The sequence below is a fragment of the Dictyoglomus sp. genome (assembly GCF_049968615.1).
GTDB classification, from domain to species: domain Bacteria; phylum Dictyoglomota; class Dictyoglomia; order Dictyoglomales; family Dictyoglomaceae; genus Dictyoglomus; species Dictyoglomus turgidum.
Genome location: NZ_JBMFQK010000001.1, coordinates 255,010 through 269,668, shown reverse-complemented (window position 1 = coordinate 269,668; position 14,659 = coordinate 255,010). Strand labels below are relative to the sequence as shown.

At 35.6% G+C, this 14,659-nt stretch carries 17 protein-coding genes and 1 tRNA gene; 9 read left to right on the top strand and 9 right to left on the bottom strand.

What is annotated here, in order from left to right; genetic code table 11:
• Positions 1-2: 2 nt before the first annotated feature.
• Both ACP5QL_RS01385 and ACP5QL_RS01380 read right to left on the bottom strand, forming a co-directional pair.
• On the bottom strand, positions 3-1,019 hold the full coding sequence (locus ACP5QL_RS01385) for a sugar-binding protein (protein ID WP_012583991.1): 1,017 nt from the start codon (positions 1,017-1,019) through the stop codon (positions 3-5).
• A gap of 86 nt (positions 1,020-1,105) precedes the next feature.
• Positions 1,106-2,059: an ABC transporter permease gene (locus ACP5QL_RS01380; protein ID WP_012583990.1), complete on the bottom strand. Its 954-nt coding sequence runs from the start codon at positions 2,057-2,059 to the stop codon at positions 1,106-1,108.
• Positions 2,060-2,194: 135 nt separating this feature from the next.
• On the opposite strand from ACP5QL_RS01380, the gene pheA reads away from it, so the two are divergent.
• Entirely contained in the window at positions 2,195-3,265 is a 1,071-nt protein-coding gene (gene pheA / locus ACP5QL_RS01375) for a prephenate dehydratase (RefSeq protein WP_273334061.1), read from the top strand.
• Here pheA and ACP5QL_RS01370 read toward each other — a convergent pair.
• Genes ACP5QL_RS01370 through ACP5QL_RS01360 form a run of 3 tightly spaced genes read right to left on the bottom strand, consistent with a single transcriptional unit; the run spans position 3,241 to position 4,612 of the window.
• A complete protein-coding gene (locus tag ACP5QL_RS01370; RefSeq protein WP_273334059.1) occupies positions 3,241-4,053 on the bottom strand; it encodes a sugar phosphate isomerase/epimerase family protein in 813 nt (270 codons plus the stop codon). The genes pheA and ACP5QL_RS01370 overlap by 25 nt on opposite strands.
• Before the next feature lie 3 nt (positions 4,054-4,056).
• The gene (locus ACP5QL_RS01365; RefSeq protein WP_428124978.1) at positions 4,057-4,200 is read right to left on the bottom strand and encodes a hypothetical protein; all 144 of its coding nucleotides are present in this window, start codon (positions 4,198-4,200) and stop codon (positions 4,057-4,059) included.
• 4 nt (positions 4,201-4,204) lie between these two features.
• Positions 4,205-4,612, bottom strand: coding sequence for a nitroreductase family protein (locus ACP5QL_RS01360; protein ID WP_428124975.1), 408 nt, complete (start codon positions 4,610-4,612; stop codon positions 4,205-4,207).
• 90 nt (positions 4,613-4,702) lie between these two features.
• Between ACP5QL_RS01360 and ACP5QL_RS01355 the strand changes: the two genes are divergently transcribed.
• The 7 genes from ACP5QL_RS01355 (at position 4,703) to ACP5QL_RS01325 (ending at position 9,982) form a co-directional block, all read left to right on the top strand.
• Positions 4,703-4,792 (top strand) — tRNA-Ser (locus ACP5QL_RS01355).
• A gap of 38 nt (positions 4,793-4,830) precedes the next feature.
• Positions 4,831-5,328 carry a metallophosphoesterase family protein gene (locus ACP5QL_RS01350; protein WP_012583986.1) on the top strand — a complete coding sequence of 166 codons (498 nt, stop codon included), beginning with the start codon at positions 4,831-4,833 and terminating at the stop codon, positions 5,326-5,328.
• Between the two features lie 15 nt (positions 5,329-5,343).
• Positions 5,344-6,978: a formate--tetrahydrofolate ligase gene (locus ACP5QL_RS01345; protein ID WP_273334055.1), complete on the top strand. Its 1,635-nt coding sequence runs from the start codon at positions 5,344-5,346 to the stop codon at positions 6,976-6,978.
• A gap of 9 nt (positions 6,979-6,987) precedes the next feature.
• The gene (locus ACP5QL_RS01340; RefSeq protein WP_012583984.1) at positions 6,988-7,833 is read left to right on the top strand and encodes a bifunctional 5,10-methylenetetrahydrofolate dehydrogenase/5,10-methenyltetrahydrofolate cyclohydrolase; all 846 of its coding nucleotides are present in this window, start codon (positions 6,988-6,990) and stop codon (positions 7,831-7,833) included.
• Positions 7,823-8,428, top strand: coding sequence for a methylenetetrahydrofolate reductase C-terminal domain-containing protein (locus tag ACP5QL_RS01335; RefSeq protein ID WP_428124971.1), 606 nt, complete (start codon positions 7,823-7,825; stop codon positions 8,426-8,428). The genes ACP5QL_RS01340 and ACP5QL_RS01335 overlap by 11 nt, the downstream gene beginning before the upstream one ends.
• The gene (locus ACP5QL_RS01330) at positions 8,425-9,291 is read left to right on the top strand and encodes a methylenetetrahydrofolate reductase (RefSeq protein WP_273334052.1); all 867 of its coding nucleotides are present in this window, start codon (positions 8,425-8,427) and stop codon (positions 9,289-9,291) included. The genes ACP5QL_RS01335 and ACP5QL_RS01330 overlap by 4 nt, the downstream gene beginning before the upstream one ends.
• Positions 9,292-9,307: 16 nt before the next feature.
• The gene (locus tag ACP5QL_RS01325) at positions 9,308-9,982 is read left to right on the top strand and encodes a glucose-1-phosphate thymidylyltransferase (RefSeq protein ID WP_012583981.1); all 675 of its coding nucleotides are present in this window, start codon (positions 9,308-9,310) and stop codon (positions 9,980-9,982) included.
• Positions 9,983-9,984: 2 nt separating this feature from the next.
• Here the strand turns inward: ACP5QL_RS01325 and ACP5QL_RS01320 are convergent, their stop codons facing one another.
• From ACP5QL_RS01320 to nifV, 4 genes are read right to left on the bottom strand one after another with little or no spacing between them, the layout of a single operon-like run.
• Positions 9,985-11,136, bottom strand: coding sequence for an iron-containing alcohol dehydrogenase family protein (locus ACP5QL_RS01320; RefSeq protein ID WP_273334050.1), 1,152 nt, complete (start codon positions 11,134-11,136; stop codon positions 9,985-9,987).
• The gene (locus ACP5QL_RS01315; RefSeq protein ID WP_012583979.1) at positions 11,137-11,637 is read right to left on the bottom strand and encodes a 3-isopropylmalate dehydratase small subunit; all 501 of its coding nucleotides are present in this window, start codon (positions 11,635-11,637) and stop codon (positions 11,137-11,139) included.
• 13 nt (positions 11,638-11,650) lie between these two features.
• Positions 11,651-12,907: a 3-isopropylmalate dehydratase large subunit gene (locus ACP5QL_RS01310; RefSeq protein ID WP_012583978.1), complete on the bottom strand. Its 1,257-nt coding sequence runs from the start codon at positions 12,905-12,907 to the stop codon at positions 11,651-11,653.
• Between the two features lie 7 nt (positions 12,908-12,914).
• Positions 12,915-14,063, bottom strand: coding sequence for a homocitrate synthase (gene nifV / locus ACP5QL_RS01305; RefSeq protein WP_012583977.1), 1,149 nt, complete (start codon positions 14,061-14,063; stop codon positions 12,915-12,917).
• A 239-nt stretch (positions 14,064-14,302) separates the two neighbouring features.
• On the opposite strand from nifV, the gene ACP5QL_RS01300 reads away from it, so the two are divergent.
• Complete coding sequence (locus ACP5QL_RS01300; RefSeq protein WP_012583976.1) at positions 14,303-14,656, top strand: hypothetical protein; 354 nt, start codon at positions 14,303-14,305, stop codon at positions 14,654-14,656.
• Positions 14,657-14,659: the final 3 nt, after the last annotated feature.

Here is a 14,659-nt window from a genome sequence, read left to right as displayed (position 1 = left end):
TGCTACCATCCCTGAACAGGTATACCAAGTTCTTGTAATTTCTTTCTATATTGCTCTACTGTTAGTGCTTGTACACTCTTTATGCTCTTTACGTATTTATCTCCCGCTACCACATCTACACCAGTGTCAATAATTCTGTTTGCTGGTAATTCTTTAAGAGTTGCGTCAACGCCCTTTTGTGCCATTTTGGTTAGAACTTCTACGCTCTTGTATCCCATCATATATGGCCTTTGACCTACAGTAGCGGATATTACTCCTTCTTTTATAAGTTGCATATGTTCTGCAGTGGTGTCAAAACATACTATTAACACTTGACCTACTTTTCCAGCAGATTTTACTGCTTTTGCTGCAGCGGGTCCATTGAAAGCATAGACTCCAAAGAATCCTCTAAGGTCTGGATAGGTCAAGAGTGCTTGTTCTGCAAGGGTAACAGCTCTTCCTGTGTCTTCAAAATCGCAAAGAGCTGGTTTAGTTACTACAACAATTCTTTTGTTAGAAGCTATGCCATCCATGAAACCACGGATTCTCTCTAAGGAGTTCATTGCAGTAAGAGATCCTGTTCCTATAGCTACCTTTCCTCCTTTTATTCCAAGTAGATCATTCATTACCATGCCAGCAATTTTTCCTGCTGAGTAGTTGTCAGTTCCGATGTATACTAATCTCTTGCTTTGAGGGGCATCGGTATCAAGGGTAATTACTGGAATACCTTTTGCCATTGCTTTTTCAATGGTTGGAGCTATAGCGGTTGGGTCAGAAGGAGCAATAGCAATACCATCAACACCCATAGCAATAAAGGACTCCATCTGGGATATTTGTGCAGGGATATCTTCTTTTTGAGGTACGAAGAAGGTAGCTTTTACTCCCAAATCTTTAGCTGCCTGTTTTACTCCGAGTTCTACCTCTGCCCAGTAAGGATGTACTGATTTTCCAATAACTGCTACATGTATTTCTTTAGAATACCCTATAGAGAATATAATAGGGAAAAGAATAATTAAAATAGCAACCAAAACTTTACGCATAAAGAACACCTCCCACTAGTTGAATTTCTTTAAAATTGGAAAAGAGATAGGAATTAAAATATTTTCTCACCCCCCCAAATTAGGATTTATCTTTTTCTCTTTCTCCAAATGTCTATTGTGACTGCTGTAACTATCACAAGTCCCATTACTACATCATGCCAATATGAAGATATTTCAAGAAGTATGAGTCCATTATAAATCACTGACATAATACTTGCTCCAATTATGGTACCTAAAATCGTACCCTCGCCACCCGAAAGAGAGGTACCTCCTATTACTGCAGCTGCGATAGCACTCAATTCATAGCCCCCTCCGACTCCTGCTTGTCCTTGGCTTAGTCTTGAGGCAATGATTATCCCTGTGATTCCTGCAAGGAAGGATCCAAAAACGTAGGTAAACATTCTTACTTTATCCACATCTATTCCAGAAAGTCTTGCAGCCTCAATATTTCCTCCTACTGCATATAAATCCCTTCCAAGCACTGTGTACTTTGTAATAAAGAAGGCTAAAATTGCAAAGACAATTAATATCACAGTAGGGAAAGGAATTCCCCAAAGATCTCCTTGGCCTATAAAGAAGAATTTTTCGGGGAGACCAATAATGGGCCATCCTTTTGTAATAACTGAGGCAAGTCCTCTTGCAGCAGTGAGGGTTCCTAAGGTTATTATAAAGGGGGGAACATTTAGTTTGGTGACAAAGAACCCATGCCAAAATCCTATAAGACAAGATATAATTAGCACCAAAAGAATTGCTACTACCATATCTATACCATTTTTCATGAAAAGAGCTACAAGGACACCTGTTAGAGCCACAAGAGATCCCACGGAAAGATCTATACCACCACCAATAATTATTAACGTTTCCCCAATAGCAAGAAGCCCATAAATTGCTATTTGTCTTGCAACCACCTGAAGGTTAAAGGGGGTAATAAACTTAGGATTCATTATTGTAATGAAGACACATAACACGGCAAGAGCAAGAAGAATATTTAATTCACGAAAATAAAATCTTAAGTTTTGCTTGTTGGACTTTATCTTCATCAACCCCTCTCTTAGAAAAGTTTACGTTATCGTTTTCCCATGATAGTATAGTTTTATTTTGAAAAAAATGCAATATTGACCACAAAAGAATATTTCTATAGAATTATAAAAATATATTCAAGGGAGAGATTATCTGTGAGAGAACTCGAGGAACTTAGAAGAGAGATAGATGAATTAGATAGGAAATTGCTTGAGATTATAAATAAAAGAGCCCAAATAGTACTTCAAATAAGAAATTGGAAGATTAAAAATAATTATCCTATTTTTGATCCTTCAAGGGAGAAAGAACTTTTGGAAAGATTAGTTAAAGAAAACCAGGGACCTTTAGATGAGAAGGCAATAATAGGAATCTTTAAGACTATCATGAGCTACTTAAGGGCTCTTGAGAAAGATATTGAGGTTTTATATTTAGGTCCTGAAGGCAGTTTTACTCATCAGGCTGCGGTAAAGTTTTTTGGAGAGGGTGTAAAGTTTAAACCTTTACTTTTGGTGGAGGACATTTTTAAGTCCTTAGAGGAAGGATCTGAATATGCTGTAGTTCCCATAGAAAATTCTTTAGAAGGTACGGTAGGAAGTACCATGGATCTTCTTGCTATTACTACTAAAAAAGTTATTGGGGAGGTTTATTTAGATGTAAGACATTCTTTAATATCTTCTGAAGATTCCATGAATAAGGTCAAAAGGGTATACTCTCATCCCCAAGCTCTTGCCCAGTGCAAAAGGTGGTTGAGGCAAAATTTACCTAACGTACAAGAGATACCAACCTCAAGCACAAGTTTTGCTGCTAAAATAGTAAAGGAAGAAAAAGAAAGTGCGGCTATCGCAAGTAATTTTGCAGCAGAGGTCTTTGGATTAAATATTCTTGCTGAGAATATTCAGGATTCTTGGAACAATAAGACAAGATTTTTAGTACTTGGAAAAGACATTCCAAAACCAACGGGTAAGGATAAAACCTCTATAATTTTCTCGGTTAAGCACCAAGCAGGAGCTTTATACAGGGCTTTGAGACCACTACATGATTTTGGTTTAAATATGACTTTAATTCAATCAAGACCTGTTCCTGCTAAACCCTTTGAGTATAGGTTCTTTGTAGATTTTCAAGGACATATATGGGATGAAAAGGTCTCTCAAGCCCTTGAGAGGGTAAAGGAAGAATGTATAGACTTTAAGATATTAGGCTCTTATCCAGAGGCTAATGATTTTTGAGGAAGGTTTTTTATAATAAAGTCTCTACTATATTTTAGGTCTTCGATTTTATTATCAAAAACAGTTTCCACAGTTAAAGGACCATCATATCCAATTTCAAATATCTTTTCAAATAGTTCTTTAAAATTGATTAATCCTTCTCCTAACTTTAAATATCTCCTTTTTCCTTCTTCATCAAAGCTTTGTCCATCATAATCCCTTATATGTATATTTCGGAGATAGTTTTTTAATAATTCTTTAGGATATTTGTCCAAGGAATACTTTGTGGAGTGAAGATACTCTACATCAATGGTTATGCCAATAGAATTTCTGTATCTCTTCACAAGAGCAGAGTAAAATTGAGGTGGATCAAGAAGATAAGGTACATTTTCTATGGTTAATATTACATTATGTCTTGAAGCAAAGTGGATTACATTGTCGAATATGGAGAATACATTTTTTAACAAAGAATCCATGGATTTTTGAAAGGGAGGATGCATAACAATAATTTTTATTTCCAACTCATAGCATTCCTTAATTAGTTTTACTAGATCAGGGAGTACAGACTTTATAGGTTTATGAAGAATGTTTTTAGGGGCATGTAAAGTTAATATTTTTCCTCTGATTTTTTTTGCTTCATTAAAGAGGGTTTCTCTTTTTTCCTCATCAAAGTCCTTAGGAAGAAAGAGTTCAATTCCATCGAAGTTGTTTTCTAAAATAGTGGTTAAAGCCTCAATAGAATTTTTTAATTTTTCATCTATGGTCATTTCTGGATTTATAAAGGCTGCAGTTGAACAAGAAATTAACATCTTTTACCTGTATTTGTTAAAATACACAAAATCTTTTATTGGAAGTCTTTCTGGCCTTTTCAGTTCTCTTTCTTTTTGTTCCTCAGAAAGATTTGGATTTATCTCTTTTGCTTGTTTTCCAAATACGATTAATAGAATTGCCGTCATATCTTCAGGTATATTTAAGATCTTTTTTTACCTTTTCCTCATCATAACCTGCTATAGGATGAGCTATTAATCCTAACTCTGTGGCCCTTAAAAGCATGAATCCCACAGCCATCCCAGTATCAAGAAGGGCATAATTTCTTCCTTTTATTTGACAATCCAACTCATCCTTTGTAAAGACTGTAACTATTAGAGGGGATTTATAAGCCCAATTATTTCTTGGGGTTAAAGCGGTATACAACTCTTTAAGGATATTTTGATCATAGGTAAAAATAAAGCGCCAAGGTTGATTGTTAAAGCATGAAGGGGCAAGAAAGGCTGATTCAGCAAGATCATATATTAACTCTTGAGTTACTTCAAAAGGCTCAAGGGATCTTAGAGATCTTCTCTCCTGAATTATTCTTTTTACTTCCATAAAATTCACCTTCTTTTTTTGTGAATAAGATTATACCACAAAATTTTAACTTAAAATTAAAAAATTTATGGTATAATTTTTTTGGACATCGGGGAGGTGTCCGAATTGGCTAAGGGGCCGGTCTTGAAAACCGGTAAGGCCTTCGTGGCCATGTGGGTTCGAGTCCCACCCTCCCCGCCAATTTTTTAATACATAGTAGTAACAGAGAAGGAGGACTTATGGTAAAAATTGGGGTAATTTCGGATACTCATCTTCCTTCTCGTTTTCCTTATCTTCCTCAAGTTATTGTTGAAAAGCTTCAAGGAGTGAATTTAATAATTCATGCTGGAGATTGGGAAGATATTTTCTTTTTACCAGAACTTCAGAGGATCGCAGAAGTTGTAGGAGTACATGGAAATATGGATAATTTTGAGGTGAAAAGAGTTCTTCCAGCAAAAAGGATCATAACTGTTGAGAATGTTAAGATAGGGATTACTCATGGTAGTGGTGCTCCATGGGGTATTAAGGAAAGGGTTAGGAATGTTTTTGAAGGAGAAACTTTGAATGCTATAGTTTTTGGACATACTCATAAAGCAGTGATAGAATGGGAAAATAATATACTCTTTTTTAATCCAGGCTCTCCCACAGATAAATTTTTTACCGACAAAAATACCATAGGCTATCTATATGTGGACAAGGATAAAATTTGGGGAGAGATAGTACCAATTGAGATCTGATTGGGAGGAAGGAAGTTGAAAAGGATTTTGGAGGTTGTTTTGGAGTTGGGAATTCCCGAGGAATTTTTTATCCCTTATGGTTGGTATGTTGGAAAAGTTAAATGGAATTATTATAAAGAAATACAAAATAATCCCTCAGGTAAGTTAATCCTAGTAAGTGCCATGAATCCTACACCATATGGAGAGGGAAAAACTACTACGACTATTGGATTAGGTGATGCCATTAGAAGACTTTCTTATCGTTCTTTTGTATGTATTCGTGAGCCATCTATGGGTCCTGTGTTTGGTATAAAAGGGGGAGCTGTGGGAGGGGGTAAGGCAAAGGTAGTTCCTGAGGACATCATTAATCTTCACTTTACGGGAGATATTCATGCTGTTACTTCGGCTCATAATCTTTTATCAGCTTTGATAGACAATCATATCTATCATGGGAATGAATTGAGCATTGATGTAAGGCAGATTTTTTGGAAGAGATGTTTAGACATGAATGATAGACAATTGAGATTTATTGTGAGTGGGCTTGGAGGAAGAGCAAATGGTGTACCTCGAGAGGACGGTTTTGATATAACTGCAGCTTCGGAGGTTATGGCAATAATATCGCTATCAAGGAATATTTCTGAGTTAAAAGAAAGATTAGGTAATATTGTAATTGGGATTAATAAAAATGGTATGCCCGTTTTATGTAAAGATATAGGAGCTCAAGGATCTATGAGTGTAGTTTTAAAGGATGCTATATCTCCTAATTTGGTTCAAACTCTTGAGGGTACTCCTGCTTTTGTGCATGGTGGTCCTTTTGCTAATATTGCCCATGGTGCTAATTCTCTTATTGCTACCGAGATGGCACTAAAACTTTCTGACTATGTGATAACAGAGGCTGGTTTTGGTGTGGATCTTGGAGCAGAGAAGTTTTTTAATATTAAATGTAGATTAGGAAATATAAAACCAAGTGCTGTAGTAATCGTGGTATCTGTAAGGGCATTAAAGTTTCATGGTGGAATAAAGAAAGATTTTGAAGGAGAAAATATAGAGGCTATAAAAAAGGGTCTTCCTAACCTTTTACATCATGTGGACGTGATAAGAGATGTTTTTAAATTACCTGTGGTGGTAGCTTTAAATAGATTTCCTAAGGATAGTGAAAGGGAAATAGAATATGTACTTTCGGAGCTTAGGGATAGAAACATAAGGGTAGCTATTTCGGAAGTTTATGAAAAAGGGGGCTTAGGTGGAATTCAACTTGCTCAAGAAGTGATTAAAGCTATAGAGGAAGATAAAAATGAATTTTCCTATCTATATGATTTAAATGAAAGCTATAAAGATAAAATAGACAAAATATGTAAGAGAGTATATGGGGCAAGGGAAGTAATATTTTCTGAGAGTGCAAAAGAAGATTTAAAAAGAATTGAAAGTTGGGGTTTTGTAAACTTACCAGTTTGTATGGCAAAAACTCAATATTCTTTATCGGACAATCCCAAGCTTTTAGGAAGACCTGAAGACTTCGTAATAAATGTTCAAGGAGTGAAAATCTCAGGCGGGGCTGGTTTTCTGGTAGTTTATACGGGTAATATAATGACCATGCCAGGACTTCCCAAGGTTCCCTCTGCTTACAATATGGATTTGGATGAAAATGGAAATATAATAGGTCTTTTGTAGGAGGTATTTATGGGGGTTATCCTTGAAGGAAAGCCTGTTGCTGAGAAATTAGAGAAGGAGATTAAAGAAAAAATTCAATTTTATAAATCACAAGGTGTTATTCCTACTTTATGTATAGTTAAGGTTGGCAAAAATGCTGAGGCAGAAGCTTACGCAAAGAGTATAGAAAAATTTTTTTCAAAAATAGGTATTAATATAGAAAGAAAAAATTTTAATGAAGAGATCTCCTTAGTAGATTTCAAAAAAATTATGAAGGAATTAGAAGAAGACAGCGCTATCCATGGAGTATTGATTTTAAGACCTCTTCCTGAAGAGCTTGAAAGAGGTAAGGCTTTTCAATTTTTACCCACTAAGAAGGATGTGGAAGGAGTAACCTATGAAAATTTAGGTAGACTTTTGGTGGGAGAGGACTCTTTTCATCCTTGTACGCCACAGGCAGTTCTTGAGCTTTTAGATTTTTATCAAATTCCTGTGGAAGGGAAAAATGTGGTGGTTGTAGGAAGAAGTATATCGGTAGGGAAACCCCTCTCTTTGTTGCTCTTGAATAGGAATGCGACAATTACTGTATGCCATTCAAAGACTAAAAATTTAGTAGAGTTTACTAAAAAAGCAGAAATTCTCATAGTAGCTATTGGAAAACCTTATTTTGTGGGTAAGGATATGGTAGGAGAAGGACAAGTAATAATTGATGTGGGCACTAATGTGGTAGATGGAAAGCTTGTAGGAGATGTAAATTTTGAAGAGGTAAAAGATAAAGTAGAGTATATAACTCCTGTTCCTGGGGGTATAGGAGTAATAACCACTCGAGTTCTTGCTATGAACCTTCTTAAGGCGGTGAAAAAAGTTGAGGCTTGAGTTTAAACCTATAGAAGAGATTAAAGGTTTTGTAAAAGGTAATAAAGTTTTTGTCTTTTCTTGTGATAATTGTGGTTTTGCAAAGGTGGAAGAGAAGAATCAACAAGTTTTAGATTATATTAGTGCTTTGGGTTATGAATTGGTAGGTATGTACACTTTAAAAAAGGAAGAGTGTAATGTGGGTTCGTTTTTGAAAATTGTTAAGGATTTAAAGGGGGTAAATGAAGCAGAGGCAATTTTAACTTTTACGTGTGGAGGCCTTCCTCAGATTATTCCCAATTATGTTAAAAAACAGGTTTTTCCAGCTACAAACACTTTGAAGATAGAGCCTGGTAGAAGTCTTGGAAGCTTTGTAAGATTGTGTTCTGCTTGTGGAGAATGCTGGATATATTATACTGGAAATTTATGTATGGAGAAATTGTGCCCTAAAAAAATGAGAAATGGCCCTTGTGGGGGTTCCGAAGAGGGTATGTGTGAAGTATTTAATAGATTATGTCCATGGGTTATTCTTTTTAAAAATAAGAGAATTACCGAAGAGGAGTTTTTAAAGATTATCCCACCCAAAGACTTTAGTAAGATCCTTTTTCAAGAATGAACTTTGAGCAAAAGTTGAAGTCTGGAAAGTTTGTTATAACTGCAGAGGTAAGTCCACCAAGAGGGGTGGATGTTAGTTCTTTTATTGAGAAGACTCTTCTTTTAAAGAATAGAATTGATGCGGTTAATGTTACTGATTTTCAAAATGTGGGAGTAAGAATTACATCTCTTGTGGGAAGTTATCTTCTTCTAAGAGAAGGATTTGAGCCTATTTTTCAGATAACTGCAAGGGATAGAAATAGGGTAGCTATATCAGGGGAGCTCTTGAGTGCTTATGCTCTTGGGATTAGAAATGTGTTGGTGCTCACTGGTGATTATACTACTACGGGAATAGTAAAATCTGCAAAGCCTGTATTTGATCTTGATGCTACCAATATATTAGTGATTGCCAAAAAGTTAGAAGAAGGAGAGGATTTTTCAGGCAAGAAGTTAAATAAGAGTCCTGATTTTTTCTTGGGAGCAGTATTCAATCCTAATCTTGTTCCTTTAGAGATAGAAATCTTAAAACTATTAAAAAAGAAAAAGGCTGGAGCTGAGTTTTTTCAGACCCAACTTTTTTTTGAGCTTTCCCTTATGGAGAGGGTAAGGGAGAGGGTTGGAGATGATGTAAAAATCATAGCTGGGGTTACTATTTTTAAATCTTTGGAAATGTTAGAGTATATGATGGATAATGTTCCTGGTATAAAAATTCCTGAGAGAGTCATAGAAATGTTTAAAAACACTAAGGATATAAAAGCTTTAAGTATTGAATTTTGTGTTGAGTTTTGTTCTAAGCTGAAAGAGAGTAAACTTCTCGATGGTATACATTTTCTTGCTTCAAGACCTTCAGATATAATTAAAGTGTTGGATCTATTAAAATGGTGAAGGGAGGCACAGTGAAGTGTTTGAACCTGAAGAGTTTTTCGATTTGTCGGGTATTGAGAAAGAACTTTTTGAAAATGTTAATTTAGTTTGGGAAGTGCTAAGAAAACTTGAGAAGTTTTTAAAGGAATATGCAAGACCTGAAATTAGAGGAGTAATAAAAGGTGGAGTGTTTATAGAGGGAAATGTATTTATAGATGAAGGAACAGTGATTGAGCCTTTTGTATATATAAAGGGTCCTGCTTATATAGGGAAAAACTGTGAAATAAGGCAAGGTGCTTATATAAGAGGTAATGTTTTTATTGGAGACAATTGTGTGGTGGGGCATACCACAGAAGTTAAAAATAGTGTTTTACTCTCTGGGGCAAAGGCTCCTCATTTTAATTATGTAGGAGATAGCATTCTTGGCCACAATGTAAATTTGGGAGCAGGTACTAAGATATCAAATTTAAAAATAGGGCTTTCAGGTACTGTGAAGATAAAGGTAAAGGAAGAAGTATATGATACTGGACTTAGGAAATTAGGAGCCATTATTGGGGATGATAGTGAAACAGGATGCAACTCTGTTCTCAATCCAGGAACTATTATAGGAAAAAGAGTGCTAATTTATCCTAATGCCAGTGTAAGAGGTTTTATTCCAGAAAACAGTATTGTAAAATTTAAACCTAATTTAGATATTACAGACGTAAAATAGATTTAAAAAGCCTTTTTCAATATTTCAAGGACAACTTCATAGGTCAAGGTTCTTGGATTTGTCTTATAAGAGCCTGTCTTAGGAGCTTCTTTTGCTATATTAGGAAGGTCCTGCCATTTAATTCCATAATTGTGAAGTCCAAGCCTAATATTTAGCACGGAAAAGAGCTCAGCTATTTTTTTCAAGATTCTTTCTTTTGCTGATCTTAAAGAGTAAACGCCTAATGCTCTTCCTAAGGCTGAGATTTTCTCTTTTGTAAGTATCTCTAAGTTATATTCTAAAACAGGAATAGTTATGAGGGCACAAGCAAGTCCGTGAGGAATATTTGCATAAGCTCCAATGGGATGAGCAAGAGCGTGGATTCCCCCAAGTCCTGTTTGGGTAAAGGCTATTCCACTAATAGTACTGGCATACAATACTTTTTCTCTTAGATCAATTCTTTCAAGGTTATTATATACCCGGGGAAGATATTTATATATGGTTCTTAACGCTGTAAGGGCAAGGGGTTCTGTAACCATATTGCTATTTATGGAGAGAAAGGATTCTAAAGAATGAATAAAAGCATCAAGACCACTATAAGCAGTATTTTCCTTGGGCAAGGAGAGAGTAAGATAAGGATCTATAATGGCAAGAGTTGCATATAAAAAATCATGTCTTATACTTAGCTTTTCCTTTGTCTCTGGATTAATTAGGACAGATACTCTTGTAACCTCGCTTGCTGTTCCTGCTGTCGTAGGAGCAAGAATAGTAGGTATTCCTTTCATGGTTATTTTATTGCTATTTTCTCCCACATAGTCCCATATAGTCCCCGGTAAATTTACTTTAACTGCAATTGCTTTTGCTACATCAAGGGCACTTCCACCCCCAATACCTACTATAAGATCTATATTTTTAGTTTTAACAATTTCTGCTCCTTGGTCTACCACATAATAAGGAGGCTCAGGGGGCACTTCGTCAAAAATGTAAACATCAATAGGATAATTGTTATATATATTTATAAGTCTAGCAAGGATTCCTGTACTTTTTAAATGTTTCTTTCCTGTTACAATTAAGATCTTTTTAGCCCCTAAGGAGTAGGACTCTTCAGGAATTTTTTCCCAGAGTCCTACTCCAAATTTTATCCTTACTGGGATATAAAAATTAAAGTACTGCATCTAAATTTTAAAATCTCCCTCTTTTTTCAGATACTCTACAAGTCCTCCTGCCTGTAATATTTTTACCATTATATCTGGAAAGGTACTTTTTGAATTTATTACTACATTTTTTGTCTTATTAAAGATTTTACCATTAAAGAGGTCCACTTCCAATTCATCTCCTTGATCTATCTGATTTGTATCAGCTTCAAGAAGGGGCAGTCCTACATTTATGGAGTTTCTATAGAAAATTCTTGCAAAGCTTTTGGCTATTACTAAGCTTATTCCTGCATGCTTAATTACCAAAGGTGCTTGTTCTCTGGATGAACCGCATCCAAAGTTTTTACCAGCTACGATTATATCTCCTGGAGTTATCTTTTTATAAAAATCAGGATCCAAATCTTCAAAAAGATGTTTTGACATCTCGTTAAAGTCTAAGCTTTTAAACTTGTACTTTCCTGAAATTATGTAATCAGTGTTTATGTCATCTCCAAATTTATGAGCTTTTCCTCTAATTAACATGAGAGCCATCCTCCTAACTAAGCAGTTCTCTGGGATCAGTAATCTTACCTAAGACAGCTGAAGCAGCTACAGTAAGAGGAGAAGCTAAATATATAAAGGCTTTATTGTTTCCCATTCTCCCTTTGAAGTTTCTGTTAGCAGTGGATATAATGTTTTCTCCATCTGCAGGTACACCTTGATGGGTTCCTACACAGGGACCACAACCTGGATTTGTTACTATAGCTCCTGCTTCTAAGAATATATCAACAAGTCCTTCCTTCATGGCTTGCATGAAGATTCGTTTAGAGGCAGGGGTTACAATCATTTTCACATTTTTTGCAACTTTTCTTCCTTTAAGGATTGATGCTGCAAGTCTCAAGTCTTCTAATCTACCATTAGTACATGTACCAATAAATGCTTCATGTATTTTTATATTCTCTATTTGGGATATAGGATACACATTGTCTACAGTATGTGGTAGTGCTACCTGAGGCTCTAAATTAGAAAGGTTAAATTCATAAACTGCTTCGTATTCTGCATCAGGATCTGCTTCTACTCCTTTTTCTTGAGGAAGGCCTATGCTTTTAAAAAATTCCTTGGTTTTTTCATCAAAAGGCATAATACCTGCTTTAGCTCCCATTTCAACTACCATATTGGTTATGGTTGCTCTTCCATCAATAGAAAGGTTATTGATTACTTCTCCATCAAATTCTATGGCTTTGTAAGTTAAACCATCAGCCTTGAAATATCCTGCAAGGAATAATATCACATCCTTAGATACTACACCCTTGGAAAGTTTTCCATTTAAAATAATTTTTACAGTACTTGGAACTTTAAACCACAGTTTACCTGTATACATAGCTGCTGCAAGTTCACTGGAACCTACTCCTGTGGAAAAACAATTTAAAACCCCATAGGTACAAGTATGAGAATCGGCACCAATTACAAGACTTCCAGGGGTTGCAAGCCCTCTTTCCATAAATACCTGGTGGCATACTCCTTCTCCAAACTCTGTTATTTGAGTACCATACTTTTCTGCAAAATCTCTCATTAGTTTATGAAGATTTGCTACACCTTCATTTGGAGGAGGGACAGAATGATCCATTACTAAAAGAACTCTATCTGCATTTACAACCTTCTCTCCTCCTAATTCCTCAAAAACTTTGATTGCAAGAGGAGAAGTCCCATCTTGTCCCATTAAGGCATCGAGCTTTGCAATAACTAAATCTCCAGCTTTCACATCTCTTCCCACATGAGCTGAAAAGATCTTTTCAGCTATTGTTTTTCCCATCTTTTTCTTACACTCCTTCTTTTTCAGCCTTCTCTTTCAGATAATCTTGATAGAGATACATTAACTCTTTATCAAATAATGGTCTTTTAAGCTCTACTGCAAGGGCTCTTACTTTCTTAAGTAATTCTTGGGCATCTTCTTCCGAAAGGGTAATACCATACTCTTGGAATTTTCTTATAAGAGCATGGGTTCCTGAATGTTTTCCAATAACTATCTGTCTCTCTCCTCCCACTTCTTCAGGAGAGAAAACCTCGTAGGTTTTTGGATATTTAATTACACCATCAGCATGGATTCCTGATTCATGGGCAAAAATATTTTTACCTACAATTGCTTTATTTACAGGAAGCTCCCTTTGAGAGGCTTTTGCTACATATTCGCTAAGCTCTCTGAGTTTATAGGTTTTGATGCCCACATCAATGTTATAGATATATTTAAGTGCCATAACTACTTCTTCTAATGCAGCATTTCCTGCTCTTTCTCCAAGTCCATTTACAGTTACCCCCACATAGGTTGCACCTGCTCTCACCCCTGCAAGAGCATTAGCAGTAGCCATTCCAAAATCATTATGGGTGTGCATTTCCACAGGTATTCCTACTTTTTCAATGATGGTCTTTATCACCTCGTACATGGTGAAGGGTTCCATTATTCCTACAGTGTCACAATATCTTAGACGATCTGCTCCCGCTTCTTTTGCAGCTTTTGCAAACTGTAATAGGAAGTCCATATCAGTTCTGGAAGCATCCTCGGCATTTACTGATATGTAAACTCCGTGTTTTTTTGCAAATTCTGTTGCTTTTACCATACTTTCTAAGACCCACTCTCTGGTTTTCTTAAGCTTATATTTAATATGAATATCTGATGTGGAAATAGAAATAGCCACCGCATCTACACCACATCTTAAAGATGCCTCAATATCACTTATTACAGCTCTATTCCATCCCATAATACTTGCCTTTAATCCTGCTTTGACTATAGCTTTTATTGCTTCTTCCTCGTCTCCTCCCATCACCGGAATTCCCGCCTCAATCTGATGTACTCCTATCTCATCAAGCATTCTTGCAATCTGAAGTTTTTCAGCTTTTGAGAATACTACACCAGCAGTTTGCTCACCATCTCTTAATGTGGTGTCTACAATTTTTATCTCAGTATTTTTCATAATTTTGCGCCTCCCATTTAATGTAAATTTTGTCTATAAAACTAAAAAGGCGCTTCGGAATGACCTCCAAAGCGCCTTCGCATTTTTAGTATTTTTTAGTTACATTATAAATTTTAGCATATAATTGCTTAAAAAAGAAGGGAGTAAATATTTAAAGTAATGTTAATTCTTAAAGTTGCTTAAATGACCTTTAGAGGATAAAATAATTAAGACTTCTTAATTTTTTAGGAGGTTATTATATGTATTGCAAATTCTCAGTAAGGGATGAGAAATTAGAAGATTTTAAAAAGGGAAATTTTTTAATTAGATTTTTAAAATTTCAAGCCCCCTTTAAGAGCGATACAGAGGTACATAAAAAGGTAAACGATATATACATCATATATTCTGGAAAAGCGAAAGTTTTATTAAGTGATAAATATGAAGGAGGAAAAGAAATTGAACCTTATGAAATTAGAGGGTGTAATATCTTGAATCCTGAAAATGTGGAGATGCAAAGTGGAGATGTTCTTCTTATTTCCGCTAATACTCCTCATCAGCTTATAGTGGAAGAAGGATCCTTAAATATTATTATTGTAAAAATTCCAGAGGAATAGGGG

Bases quoted from the DNA above. Each gene is read 5' to 3' on its own strand.
- ACP5QL_RS01385 (WP_012583991.1), bottom strand. From the start codon at position 1,019: ATGCGTAAAGTTTTGGTTGCTATTTTAATTATTCTTTTCCCTATTATA.
- ACP5QL_RS01380 (WP_012583990.1), bottom strand. From the start codon at position 2,059: ATGAAGATAAAGTCCAACAAGCAAAACTTAAGATTTTATTTTCGTGAA.
- ACP5QL_RS01370 (WP_273334059.1), bottom strand. From the start codon at position 4,053: ATGTTAATTTCTTGTTCAACTGCAGCCTTTATAAATCCAGAAATGACC.
- ACP5QL_RS01365 (WP_428124978.1), bottom strand. From the start codon at position 4,200: ATGACGGCAATTCTATTAATCGTATTTGGAAAACAAGCAAAAGAGATA.
- ACP5QL_RS01360 (WP_428124975.1), bottom strand. From the start codon at position 4,612: ATGGAAGTAAAAAGAATAATTCAGGAGAGAAGATCTCTAAGATCCCTT.
- ACP5QL_RS01350 (WP_012583986.1), top strand. From the start codon at position 4,831: ATGGTAAAAATTGGGGTAATTTCGGATACTCATCTTCCTTCTCGTTTT.
- ACP5QL_RS01340 (WP_012583984.1), top strand. From the start codon at position 6,988: ATGGGGGTTATCCTTGAAGGAAAGCCTGTTGCTGAGAAATTAGAGAAG.
- ACP5QL_RS01330 (WP_273334052.1), top strand. From the start codon at position 8,425: ATGAACTTTGAGCAAAAGTTGAAGTCTGGAAAGTTTGTTATAACTGCA.
- ACP5QL_RS01320 (WP_273334050.1), bottom strand. From the start codon at position 11,136: ATGCAGTACTTTAATTTTTATATCCCAGTAAGGATAAAATTTGGAGTA.
- ACP5QL_RS01315 (WP_012583979.1), bottom strand. From the start codon at position 11,637: ATGTTAATTAGAGGAAAAGCTCATAAATTTGGAGATGACATAAACACT.
- ACP5QL_RS01310 (WP_012583978.1), bottom strand. From the start codon at position 12,907: ATGGGAAAAACAATAGCTGAAAAGATCTTTTCAGCTCATGTGGGAAGA.
- nifV (WP_012583977.1), bottom strand. From the start codon at position 14,063: ATGAAAAATACTGAGATAAAAATTGTAGACACCACATTAAGAGATGGT.
- ACP5QL_RS01300 (WP_012583976.1), top strand. From the start codon at position 14,303: ATGTATTGCAAATTCTCAGTAAGGGATGAGAAATTAGAAGATTTTAAA.